General features: G+C 45.2%; 10 protein-coding genes and 8 tRNA genes (1 of these 18 cut by a window edge). 15 read left to right on the top strand and 3 right to left on the bottom strand.

Annotated elements, in window-relative coordinates; translation table 11 throughout:
- The 13 genes from E5983_RS01260 to plsX all read left to right on the top strand — a co-directional run.
- Positions 1–54 (top strand) — tRNA-Met (locus E5983_RS01260); it begins 20 nt to the left of the window's first position.
- A gap of 21 nt (positions 55–75) precedes the next feature.
- A tRNA-Ile gene (locus E5983_RS01255) sits at positions 76–149 on the top strand.
- A 5-nt stretch (positions 150–154) separates the two neighbouring features.
- Positions 155–244: transfer RNA gene (locus tag E5983_RS01250), tRNA-Ser, on the top strand.
- Between the two features lie 13 nt (positions 245–257).
- A tRNA-Met gene (locus E5983_RS01245) sits at positions 258–331 on the top strand.
- A gap of 3 nt (positions 332–334) precedes the next feature.
- Positions 335–407, top strand: a tRNA-Phe gene (locus tag E5983_RS01240).
- Positions 408–423: 16 nt separating this feature from the next.
- Positions 424–494, top strand: a tRNA-Gly gene (locus E5983_RS01235).
- 40 nt (positions 495–534) lie between these two features.
- Positions 535–608, top strand: a tRNA-Ile gene (locus E5983_RS01230).
- Positions 609–610: 2 nt separating this feature from the next.
- Positions 611–698: transfer RNA gene (locus tag E5983_RS01225), tRNA-Ser, on the top strand.
- 78 nt (positions 699–776) lie between these two features.
- The gene (mreC, locus tag E5983_RS01220) at positions 777–1,577 is read left to right on the top strand and encodes a rod shape-determining protein MreC (RefSeq protein ID WP_160332123.1); all 801 of its coding nucleotides are present in this window, start codon (positions 777–779) and stop codon (positions 1,575–1,577) included.
- Entirely contained in the window at positions 1,577–2,083 is a 507-nt protein-coding gene (mreD, locus tag E5983_RS01215; protein ID WP_160332122.1) for a rod shape-determining protein MreD, read from the top strand. The genes mreC and mreD overlap by 1 nt, the downstream gene beginning before the upstream one ends.
- A 65-nt stretch (positions 2,084–2,148) precedes the next feature.
- Positions 2,149–3,117: a ribose-phosphate diphosphokinase gene (locus E5983_RS01210; protein ID WP_160332121.1), complete on the top strand. Its 969-nt coding sequence runs from the start codon at positions 2,149–2,151 to the stop codon at positions 3,115–3,117.
- Between the two features lie 279 nt (positions 3,118–3,396).
- Positions 3,397–4,161 carry a DNA repair protein RecO gene (gene recO, locus E5983_RS01205; protein WP_202056277.1) on the top strand — a complete coding sequence of 255 codons (765 nt, stop codon included), beginning with the start codon at positions 3,397–3,399 and terminating at the stop codon, positions 4,159–4,161.
- Positions 4,158–5,165, top strand: coding sequence for a phosphate acyltransferase PlsX (gene plsX, locus E5983_RS01200; protein ID WP_160332120.1), 1,008 nt, complete (start codon positions 4,158–4,160; stop codon positions 5,163–5,165). Before recO ends, plsX begins: the two co-directional genes overlap by 4 nt.
- Positions 5,166–5,213: 48 nt before the next feature.
- Here the strand turns inward: plsX and E5983_RS01195 are convergent, their stop codons facing one another.
- Positions 5,214–6,476, bottom strand: coding sequence for a CHAP domain-containing protein (locus E5983_RS01195; protein ID WP_237397557.1), 1,263 nt, complete (start codon positions 6,474–6,476; stop codon positions 5,214–5,216).
- Between the two features lie 97 nt (positions 6,477–6,573).
- On the opposite strand from E5983_RS01195, the gene purB reads away from it, so the two are divergent.
- A complete protein-coding gene (gene purB, locus E5983_RS01190) occupies positions 6,574–7,866 on the top strand; it encodes an adenylosuccinate lyase (protein WP_160332119.1) in 1,293 nt (430 codons plus the stop codon).
- A 70-nt stretch (positions 7,867–7,936) separates the two neighbouring features.
- Here purB and E5983_RS01185 read toward each other — a convergent pair whose 3' ends face one another.
- Positions 7,937–8,647, bottom strand: a complete 711-nt coding sequence (locus E5983_RS01185) for a GntR family transcriptional regulator (protein ID WP_160332118.1) — start codon at positions 8,645–8,647, stop codon at positions 7,937–7,939.
- 215 nt (positions 8,648–8,862) lie between these two features.
- Here E5983_RS01185 and ruvB point away from each other — a divergent pair, with 215 nt between their 5' ends.
- Positions 8,863–9,864, top strand: coding sequence for a Holliday junction branch migration DNA helicase RuvB (gene ruvB / locus E5983_RS01180; protein ID WP_160332117.1), 1,002 nt, complete (start codon positions 8,863–8,865; stop codon positions 9,862–9,864).
- A 220-nt stretch (positions 9,865–10,084) separates the two neighbouring features.
- Here ruvB and E5983_RS01175 read toward each other — a convergent pair whose 3' ends face one another.
- Positions 10,085–10,996: a CPBP family intramembrane glutamic endopeptidase gene (locus E5983_RS01175; RefSeq protein ID WP_160332116.1), complete on the bottom strand. Its 912-nt coding sequence runs from the start codon at positions 10,994–10,996 to the stop codon at positions 10,085–10,087.
- Between the last annotated feature and the right edge of the window lie 84 nt (positions 10,997–11,080).

Here is an 11,080-nt window from a genome sequence, read left to right as displayed (position 1 = left end):
TAGAGCGTCCGGTTCATACCCGGGAGGTCGGGGGTTCGATCCCCTTCGCCGCTATTTAAATAATCGATCTTGCTTGGACCTTTAGCTCAGCTGGTTAGAGCTCTCGGCTCATAACCGAGTGGTCGTAGGTTCAAGTCCTACAAGGTCCATTTATGGAGGATTACCCAAGTCCGGCTGAAGGGAACGGTCTTGAAAACCGTCAGGCGTGTAAAAGCGTGCGTGGGTTCGAATCCCACATCCTCCTTATTTGTTAATAGCGCGGGATGGAGCAGCTAGGTAGCTCGTCGGGCTCATAACCCGAAGGTCGTAGGTTCAAATCCTGCTCCCGCAATTTGGCTCGGTAGCTCAGTTGGTAGAGCAATGGATTGAAGCTCCATGTGTCGGCGGTTCGATTCCGTCTCGCGCCATTTCTTTTTAGCATAAGCGGGTGTAGTTTAGTGGTAAAACTACAGCCTTCCAAGCTGTTGTCGCGAGTTCGATTCTCGTCACCCGCTTTGAACGAAAGTTCAATGATAATTTCCAAGTCATAGACTTGGGCGCGTAGCTCAGGTGGTTAGAGCGCACGCCTGATAAGCGTGAGGTCGGTGGTTCGAGTCCACTCGTGCCCATAGGAGAATTACTCAAGAGGCTGAAGAGGACGGTTTGCTAAATCGTTAGGTCGGGTAACCGGCGCGGGGGTTCGAATCCCCCATTCTCCGTTGTGAAGTAAGGTTGGGATAGGATCCTAACCTTCTTATTTTATCCTTTTTAGTGGTGAATCTATGAAAAAATTTCGCATGTCAAAGACAGTTCTCCTTACAGGTTTAGCTTCGATTCTAGTCTTGGGATTACTGTTTTTTTCTTACCCTTCTGTGGTTGTCCAGCAGACCAATCGAGCTGTTTCGTTTTTGAGCCGGATCCTGCACCAGCCCTTTGGACTGTTGCGGCAGGCTGAGGTTGATTTTTCTAATTTGTTTTATGCTTATGAAGAAAATAAGGACTTGAAGCAGCGACTTTATGCCATGGATGAGGAAGTCAACCAAGTCGAGTCTCTAAAAAAAGAGAATGAAGAATTGCGGCAACAGTTAGGTTTACAGTCACAGTTTAAGGACCGCAAAGTGATCCAGGCAGCGGTAATCGATCGCCTACCGGCTACTTGGGCCAATCGTTTGCTGATTGATAAGGGTTCTAAAGAGGGGCTGGTTGAGGACATGTACGTCGTGGCGCATGGAGGACTGGTGGGGCAAGTTTTGGAGGTGTCTGAGGATACCAGTGTTGTAGCCCTGTTAACCTCTAAGCAGGAATCGCTGCCGATCCCCGTGAAAATTAATACGGGTTCAAAAGATATTTTTGGAATTATTAAGTCCTATGATCCTGTACAGGAATTGGTCACAGTCAGTCAGTTAAATGCTGGTGATGAGATTCCTAAAGGAGCACGAGTGATGACTTCTGGTCTGGGTAATATGCCAGTCAAGGACATTCCCTTGGGTCAAGTTGAGTCGAGTAAACAAAATAGTCATAATCTGGAGCGGGAAGTCTATGTAAAACTATCGGCAACTAGTCTGGATTTTTCAACAGTCAGTGTGGTGGGTCAATAATGAAAGCAGTTTGGAATCTTCTTCAAATCCTTGGTTTCTTTCTCTTTCTCTGGTTTGTAGATCAACAATTGTCCCTTTTTGTGTCCTATCTAATTCCCAATCATTGGTATCCTGTTGTTCATGGTAGCTTGCTATTTCTGCTATTTGCTTCGGTCTTTTTCTCAACCTTTGCTTTATTAGGAGCAAGTTTGATTGCCGGTTTGCTTTTGGATAGCTATGTTTTCCATTCCCTAGGAGTTCTCTTGGTTCTGCTTCCCCTCTGTGTTTTGTTTGTAACCAGTTTTAACCGTTTATTTTTACGGAATATCTGGACGATCTTATTGGCAACTGTTTTGTTGATTAGTCTGTTTGAAGGCCTGTACTTTGGGGCTGCAACCTTGATGGGAATGGTCAGCCTGGATTGGACGGATTTTGTGGCCCTAAGTTTGGCGCCGAGTTTAGCGGTCAACCTCCTTTTAAGTTTATTGGTAACTCCCCTCTTTCGTTTTTTCCTAGCCAAATCTTGATTTCGATTGAAAAAAGAGTTGAAAAGGTTTAAAATATAAGAAGGGAAAAAAATGCGGAGGGAATCATGTCTTTTTCTGATTTAAAATTATTTGCTCTGTCGTCAAATCAGGACCTGGCTAAGCGTGTGGCAGCTGCGATTGGTATGGAATTGGGAAAATCCAGTGTGCGTCAGTTTTCAGATGGGGAGATCCAAGTAAATATTGAGGAATCAATTCGTGGGAAACATGTTTATATTCTTCAATCAACGAGCTCACCTGTAAATGACAATCTCATGGAAATTCTGATTTTGGTAGATGCTTTGAAACGGGCGAGTGCAGAATCTGTGAACGTGGTTATGCCTTATTATGGCTATGCCCGTCAGGACCGGAAAGCACGAGCTAGGGAGCCGATTACATCCAAGCTTGTGGCAGATATGCTGCAGGTGGCAGGGGTTAACCGTCTCTTGACTATTGATTTGCATGCCGCTCAAATCCAGGGATTCTTTGACATTCCCGTGGACCACTTGATGGGGGCGCCACTAATTGCAGATTACTTCGAACGTCGGGGAATGGTTGGGGATGACTATGTTGTTGTCAGTCCAGACCATGGGGGAGTGACTCGGGCTCGGAAATTGGCTGAGTTTTTACGAACTCCGATTGCCATTATTGACAAACGGCGTTCTGTTGATAAGATGAATACCAGTGAAGTCATGAACATTATCGGGAAGGTTGAAGGGAAGACTTGTATCCTCATTGATGATATGATTGATACGGCTGGTACGATTGCTCATGCTGCAGATGCCTTACAAGAAGCGGGAGCAGTTGAAGTTTATGCGAGCTGTACTCACCCAGTATTATCAGGCCCAGCGATGGATAATATTCAAAATTCAGCCATTAAGAAGTTGGTTGTTTTGGATACGATTGATCTCCCAGAAGATCGCTTGATTGATAAGATTGTTCAGATTTCAACGGCAAATCTGTTGGCAGAGGCTATTATTCGGATTCATGAGAAACGTCCGTTGTCTAGTTTGTTTGCCTTGAACAAAAACAAATAGTTATCAATCATTGGCTTAAAATGTTTTTGTGAATGAATACAATAAGGCTAGGACATCTGTCCCAGCCTTTTATAGTTTTTTCGAGTTTGCTTCGCAAACAAGATTTGGTACTCTCTAACAGCATACAATGCTGTTAGACCCAATCAGCTACTGCGTCAAAGGCATTTTGTTAATCAAAGTCAATGGGGTTAGACTTTTGTCTCCCCCCTCAAAGTGGGACAGCAGGATGAGCTAAGGTAGTTATAAACTAAAAGAGTATACGATTAAGGTGGATGTCTGATGGAGACAGTTCAGTCCAGGGGCTTGGTTCTTTACAATCGTCCCTATCGGGAAAAGGATCGTCTGGTTAAAATTTTTACAGAGAAGGCTGGGAAGCGGATGTTTTTTGTCCGCAATGTAGAGAAGTCCCAGCGTTTGGCTCAGATCCAGCCCTTGGTTGTTGGAGATTATATTTTTAAGTTGCGGCAGGAGGGCTTGGGTTATATTGATGAAGTCAGTGTCGAGATGGCCTATCCGAAGATTCAGGGAGATATCTATTCCTTGGCTTATGCTTCCTATGTATTGGCTTTGGCGGATGCTAGTATTCAGGATGGGCAAGCAGATCCAGCCCTTTTTCAATTTGTTACCAAGACTTTGGACTTGATGGAAGCAGGTTTGGATTATGAGGTCTTGACCTTGATTTTTGAAATGCAGATTTTAGATCGGTTTGGGACTCGTCTGGTGCTGTCGGAATGTTGTTTTTGCCATCGGTCAGGGCAGCCCTTTGATTATAGTTTTGTCTATGATGGGGTCTTGTGCCCAGACCATTATGAGCAGGATGTCCATCGGGCGCATTTCAAGCCTAACTGCCTCTTTCTTTTGGAGCGGTTTCAGGCTGTTTCCCTGGAGGAATTAGAGAGCATCCGTTTGTCTAAAGAAACCAAGGCTGACTTGCGTCAGACTCTTGATACTTTTTACCAAGAATATGTCGGCATTCAATTGAAGGCCAAAAAATTTCTAGATTCCCTAGATGAGTGGGGGAGTTTGTTGAAGGAGAGAAAATGAAACGTATTGCCATTGATGCTATGGGGGGCGATGCTGCGCCTCAGGCCATTATTGAAGGTGTTTTGAGAGCTCGTGATGAGCTGTCCGATGTGGTGTTTCAGTTGTATGGGGATCAAGATCAGATTTTGCCACTAATTGGGAATGCTGATCGAATTGAGATTGTTCATACCAAGGAAAAAATTGAAGGGGATGATGAGCCAACGCGGGCTATTCGGCGCAAAAAGGATGCCAGCATGGTCTTGGCGGCTAAGGCAGTTAAGGATGGCCAGGCGGATGCCCTTTTATCTGCTGGTAATACCGGTGCCCTGCTCGCGGCTGCTTTCTTTATTATCGGCCGGATCAAAGGAATTGACCGGCCAGGTTTGCTGACAACCTTACCTAGTCAAAATGGGCAAGGGTTTGTGATGATGGATTTGGGGGCCAATGCGGAAAGTAGTCCCAAGCATTTGGAACAGTATGCCCTAATGGGCTCTTTCTATGCTAGTCAGGTTCGAGGAATCCAGAATCCTCGAGTTGGTTTGCTGAATAATGGCTCAGAAGCTGGTAAGGGAGACTCCTTGCGGAAGGAGGCTTACGAGCTGCTGGCAGCTCGAGAAGATTTGAACTTTATTGGTAATGTAGAAGCTCGGGATTTGATGAGCCAGGTAGCGGATGTTGTTGTGACAGATGGTTTTACGGGCAATGCAGTCCTCAAGACGATGGAGGGAACAGCCTTGGGTATTCTTAGCCAGTTAAAATCGACTATTTTAGCTGGAGGGCTACGGGCCAAGCTGGGAGCCTGGTTGTTGAAACCGAGTCTTCAAGCAATGCGTCAAAGTCTGGACTATACTGAAGCTGGAGGAGCCATGCTTTTTGGTGTGAAGGCTCCCGTTGTTAAGGCCCATGGTTCCAGTGATGCCAAGTCGATTTACTACACAATCAAACAAGTTGCCTCCATTCTGGAGAGTCAGATTGTTGACCAAGCCAAGGAAGTTTTCCAAGCTGATCAGGTTGAGAAAGAATAGGACGTTATAAAAAGGTTTTTGGGATGGAATCCCAAAAACCTTTTTATATTATCTCCCCGGCGGGTAAATATAGGTCAACTGACCCCAGCCGCGGCTGGGGTCAAACCAGCCACGATAGTTGCGGATACTTCCCTGACCGTTATAGTTGGCTTCTTTGACCTGGATGGCTTGGGTGGAATTAACGTGGGTGACCAGGGCTACGTGGCCGTAGCTGCCATCGTCCCAGCAGGCGATGGCACCGACGCGGGGTTCTGAGCCAGTGGCAAAACCGAGGGATTGGGCAGACTGGGCCCATTGGCCACCGTTACCCCACCAGTCACCAACCCAGGGGACTAAGCGTTTGACGCCCCAGGTGCATTGGCCGACGGGATAGGTGGGTGCGGGGTAGATAGCGGGAAAGGGATCCGCTGTATTTGTTGAGGTCTCCGGTGGTTGATTGAAGCTAGGGACTGGTTGAAAGGTCTTACGGTAGAGAATTTGTTCGTGACCCTGTTGGAAGGCCTGGAGTTGGATGTCAGCTGTCTCAGTAGTGGGCAGGTCCAAGCTCAGCTGGTAGAGGGCTGGACTGATTTGTTGCAGGGGATAGGCTTGATGATTCAGGAGAAGCTGGGCTTGTTCCAGAGTCTGAGCTCTGGAGATTACTACATGCAGAGTCCGATCTTCCTGCTGGACTTGGACTTGTGGTTTTAGTTTGTCGAGTGGGATTTGGTAGTCAGCCAATGGATAGACTTGGCTTTGTCCTTGATCAAAGCTGATTTCAATCTGGGCTTGGATGGGACTCCCAGCTAGTTCTTGGTTGAGATCAATCGTGGTTTGGAAACTTCCAGCTGTATTTTCTAGGCTTAGAGGGTAGGTCTTGGGCTCTTGGTGGTCTTGTCTAATCTGCAAGCGAGCTTGCTTAATGGCTGGACTGGCTGGTGCAGGTTTGAGCTGAAAGAGCAGGAGTCCTTGATCCAGTTGAGCAGGGGAAAACTGGGTCCGGGGTTTGAAATCTTGGTTTGGGTTTGCAGGGAGGGCTAAGCTTCCACTTTGGAGAATCTGTCCCTGGCTAGTTCTGAGTTGGTAGGTGTAGGGACCAGCCTGTGAGGGGAAGTCTTTGAGGTTTAAGCTTAGCCTTGGAGTCTGCTTGGTTTCTGGTAGGGGATAGTAGTGCCAGCTCTTTGGATCTTGACTAGCTTGGATGTGCAGGGTCAGAGGTCCTTCTTGTTTGACCATAGGGAAAAGAAGCTCGACCTGCTGGGCAGTTACAGGGGTGATCTGGATGGATTGGTTGGGCTGGATCGCTGCTTGAATAGGGGTTGCTGGATACATGGGCACCTCCTTGGTTCTTTTTCTATTCATTCGGAATGACTGGAGAAAAAGTTGTAAATAAGGTAAACTAGTAAGAGAACACTTGTAGGAGGAACCTATGTTAGAACGGTATACGCGACCTGAAATGGGAGCCATTTGGTCTGAGGAAAATAAGTATCAGGCCTGGTTAGAGGTGGAAATTTTAGCGGCTGAGGCCTGGGCTGAGTTGGGGGAGATTCCCAAGGAAGATGTGGCCCTGTTGCGCGAGAAGGCTAGCTTTGATGTGGCGCGAATTTTGGAGATTGAGCAGGAAACTCGCCATGATGTGGTGGCCTTTACTCGGGCCGTATCAGAGTCTTTGGGTGAGGAAAGCAAGTGGGTCCACTTTGGCTTGACTTCAACAGATGTGGTGGATACAGCTTACGGTTATCTTTATAAGCAGGCTAACGATATTATTCGCCGTGATCTCGAAAACTTTACCAATATTATTGCCGATAAGGCGCGGGAGCATAAATACACCATTATGATGGGGCGGACCCATGGTGTTCATGCGGAGCCAACGACTTTTGGCTTGAAACTGGCAACTTGGTACAGTGAGATGAAGCGGAACATGGAGCGTTTTGAGGCAGTCGCTAAGGGTGTTGAAGCTGGTAAAATTTCTGGTGCGGTTGGGAACTTTGCGAACATTCCACCCTTTGTGGAGGAGTATGTCTGCGAGCGTTTAGGCATTCGACCGCAGGAAATTTCCACTCAGGTTCTGCCACGGGATCTGCATGCGGATTACTTTAATTGTCTAGCCCTGATTGCGACTTCGATTGAACGTATGGCAACCGAGATTCGTGGCCTCCAGAAGTCGGAGCAACGTGAGGTGGAGGAGTTCTTTGCCAAGGGGCAAAAAGGTAGTTCAGCCATGCCTCATAAACGCAACCCGATTGGCTCTGAGAACATGACCGGATTGGCCCGTGTCTTGCGGGGACATATGGTGACAGCCATGGAGGATGTTGTGCTTTGGCATGAGCGGGATATTTCCCATTCTTCTGCTGAGCGGATCATCACTCCGGATTCAACCATTCTTGTGGATTACATGCTCAATCGTTTTGGGAACATCGTTAAGAACTTGACGGTCTTCCCTGATAATATGCGCCGGAACATGGACGCAACCTTTGGTTTGATTTATAGCCAGCGTGTTTTATTATCTTTAATTGAAAAGGGAATGACGCGGGAAGCCGCCTATGACTTGGTTCAGCCCAAAACGGCTGAGGCCTGGGACCAACAGGTTGATTTTAAACAGTTGCTACTAGAAGATTCTGCCATCACTTCTTACCTCACTCCAGCGGAAATTGATGAAGTCTTTAACCCAGACTATTACACCAGCGGAGTTGAAGCTATTTTTAATCGTTTGGGACTCTAACAAAAAAAAGGCCTTGCTTCTCCTGGGTGAGAAGTAGGCCTTTTTGAGCGTTTATTGTTTATCATCACTATTATTGATTCCGTGATAGGAGGGTGAACTTAAAGTAGTCACCACGTTTGTAGGTTTTACGGTATTCTAAAATTTGACCAGTAGATTCAAGGCGTGTGGTTTTGATTTGAAGGACAGTTGGAAACTCTTCTGCGACCTCTAGACGTTTGCTAATTGCAGCTTCTGTTGGAAAGAGAATTTCCGTTGTTTCTTCAAATTTTTCATCATTTAGATGAATATGGTAGTCAAATTTAAACCGATCGTAGATAGAGCTGTAGTAATTTACATCCGGATAATTGGCATTGATATACTGCTCCGGGATATAAGATTCATGGAAAACATAAGGGGTACCATCCGCTGTACGCATCCGTTCGATCTTATAGTAGTAATGCATTGGACCAAGTCCAAGTTTTGCGATGAACTCTGGATTGTTATCCCGTGTGATGGATAAGACTGTCACTTCATCGACTTTATCCTCAAGAAAATCAGCATCAGAATATTCGATGAGTTTGTGATTACCAGCGCGGGATACAAAGGTACCTTTTCCCTGTTGGCGGACGATGTAACCATCTTTTGCCAAGTCGTTCAAGGCACGGACAACCGTAATTGAACTAACATTATACATATCAATCAATTCGGCCTCTGTATAAAATTTATCTCCATTTTCAAATTGTCCAGAGATAATCTTGTGCTTGAGTTCATCTTTAATTTGTTGATACTTTGGGATTGCCATGCTATATATCACCTCACTTTCCTTCCCTCTATTAAGATTTTACCATAAAAACTTAAAAAATTCTTGACAAAATATGAATTTTTTAATATATTATTAATTTATAGATTTGTGCTAAGGATATAAAACTACTATAAGTTGGTGTAGTGAGTGTTTTAGAGCAGAACAAATCTTAGGTGCAGGAAAAGTTTGCTAGGATTTTCTGATATAATAGACCCATGACTAGATTAGTGGATATGGAACAAAGGGAAGAGGATAGTCTGATTGAAGGAAGTCTTCGTCCGCAAAATTTTCAGGAATATATTGGCCAGGGAAAGGTCAAGGAGCAATTAAAGATTTTTATTGAGGCCGCAAAATTACGGGATGAATCTTTGGATCACACCTTGTTGTTTGGTCCTCCCGGTTTGGGAAAAACGACTATGGCCTTTGTTATCGCAAATGAATTGGGGGTCAATCTCAAGCAAACCTCAGGTCCAGTGATTGAAAAGGCTGGGGATTTGGTAGCTCTTTTGAATGACTTGGAACCAGGCGATGTCCTTTTTATTGATGAAATCCATCGCATGCCCATGGCTGTCGAAGAGATTCTTTATAGTGCTATGGAGGATTTTTATGTGGACATTATGATTGGCAGTGGCGAAACCAGTCGCTCAGTGCATCTGCAATTACCGCCTTTTACATTGATTGGTGCAACGACACGGGCAGGAATGTTGTCCAATCCCTTACGGGCTCGCTTTGGGATTAATGCCCACATGGAATACTATGAACTCAACGATTTGACAGAGATTGTGGAGCGAACGGCAGCTATTTTTGAAACAGAGATTTTACCAGAAGCTGCCATTGAGCTGGCTCGTCGGAGTCGGGGAACACCTCGGATTGCCAACCGCCTGCTCAAGCGTGTTCGCGATTTTGCGCAGATTAAAGGAGAAGGAATCATCAATCGGGAGATGACTCATCAAGCTCTGACCATGTTAGACGTAGACCAGGAGGGTTTGGACTATGTGGATCAGAAAATTCTCCGCACCATGATTGAGCTCTACAATGGAGGTCCTGTTGGTCTGTCGACTATCGCCATTAATATTGCAGAAGAGCGAGAGACGGTTGAAGACATGTACGAACCCTACCTGATTCAACAAGGCTTTATTATCCGCACTCGCAGTGGCCGTCAGGCTACTGCAAAAGCTTATGAACATTTGGGCTATCCTTTACCAGGAACAAATTAATAGACTTCCTGCGGAACTAATGTATTAGATCCCATTTCTCAGCAGGATAGATCGCATAACCACACTGAAACATTTTGTAACTCAGTCTTTTTCAAGTGATGACTCCGATAAATCTTAGGTTCTGTCACTGTTTTGCAGGAAGTCTAATCTTCGTATCTGAAGGACAAAATCAATAAGAGGCAGGTTCCAAGTGGACCTGCCTCTTATTGATTGGGCGGAGTTAGTTTTCTTTTTTCAATTGAAGGGCTAAATAAATAATTCCAAGAAGTAAGATGATGCTTGCCATGATGCTACCTTCAGTTCCAAAGGATCCACCTGAAATCCATTCTGCTACACCAGTTTTTGTTTCAAATGAAAAGAGCGAAGGACCAGTAGTTGTACCGCTGACGGCAACTCCGAAAATATTGCCTTGTGTGAAATTCCAAGCACCGTGCAGACCTGCAACACCCCAGATATTGTCGGTCTTAAGCATGTAGAGAGCCATGAATACCCCAGATAAGATGATGCTTAAAATGGATAAGACAGTCACATTGTTATTACCCAAGTGTATGATTCCAAAAAGAGTACTCGAGATGCCAATTGCAAGAGCAAGGTTTGAACGTTTGTTGATAATCGGTAGAAGCCAAGCACGGGTTAGAAGTTCTTCGGTACCTCCTTGAATCAACCAAAATGGGATAGTTGATAGGACAAAGAGGAGAGTGTTACCTGAAAAATCGATACGGTTTAATACAACACCGCCAAAAAGATAGCTCAGTCCTAAGGAACAGCTGAAGGTTAGCATTCCCACTCCCCAACCTTTTAGAATTTCAAGCAAATAATTTGTTTTGAAAAATCCAAGGCTAGAAATGGGGCGTTTCTCGTACCATTTCACCCAGGCGAAAAGTATCAGCATAATAAAGGCAAATATCCCCAGTTGAACATATAGGTGAGTAAACGTTTCAATGATTGCATCCAGATTCCCTAGATTAGAAATCAGGAAGGGCATTGAAAGAACGGCAAGGATGAGGCCCCCAATCACAGTACCGCCGATAAAGAAAAGTTCTACCATCAAACAGGCAAGAATAATCATTAGCCATGCGGGCAGTTTTTCATACCGTTTGGTCGTGTTTTCTAATATTCTTTTTTGCATCATCTCATTCTTCCTCCGTTTTTCACGTTATTCAATGGAGTCATTGACTGGAAATAGCTTTTCTAGATTCATTTTATCATAAATATA

The organism is Streptococcus danieliae (genome assembly GCF_009767945.1).
GTDB classification, from domain to species: Bacteria; Bacillota; Bacilli; order Lactobacillales; family Streptococcaceae; genus Streptococcus; species Streptococcus danieliae.
This window is presented reverse-complemented; position numbering and strand designations above follow the sequence as displayed.

Excerpts from the sequence above, each read along its gene's own strand:
- mreC (WP_160332123.1), top strand. The coding sequence starts at position 777 with ATGTCAAAGACAGTTCTCCTTACAGGTTTAGCTTCGATTCTAGTCTTG.
- mreD (WP_160332122.1), top strand. The coding sequence starts at position 1,577 with ATGAAAGCAGTTTGGAATCTTCTTCAAATCCTTGGTTTCTTTCTCTTT.
- E5983_RS01210 (WP_160332121.1), top strand. The coding sequence starts at position 2,149 with ATGTCTTTTTCTGATTTAAAATTATTTGCTCTGTCGTCAAATCAGGAC.
- recO (WP_202056277.1), top strand. The coding sequence starts at position 3,397 with ATGGAGACAGTTCAGTCCAGGGGCTTGGTTCTTTACAATCGTCCCTAT.
- plsX (WP_160332120.1), top strand. The coding sequence starts at position 4,158 with ATGAAACGTATTGCCATTGATGCTATGGGGGGCGATGCTGCGCCTCAG.
- E5983_RS01195 (WP_237397557.1), bottom strand. The coding sequence starts at position 6,476 with ATGTATCCAGCAACCCCTATTCAAGCAGCGATCCAGCCCAACCAATCC.
- purB (WP_160332119.1), top strand. The coding sequence starts at position 6,574 with ATGTTAGAACGGTATACGCGACCTGAAATGGGAGCCATTTGGTCTGAG.
- E5983_RS01185 (WP_160332118.1), bottom strand. The coding sequence starts at position 8,647 with ATGGCAATCCCAAAGTATCAACAAATTAAAGATGAACTCAAGCACAAG.
- ruvB (WP_160332117.1), top strand. The coding sequence starts at position 8,863 with ATGACTAGATTAGTGGATATGGAACAAAGGGAAGAGGATAGTCTGATT.
- E5983_RS01175 (WP_160332116.1), bottom strand. The coding sequence starts at position 10,996 with ATGATGCAAAAAAGAATATTAGAAAACACGACCAAACGGTATGAAAAA.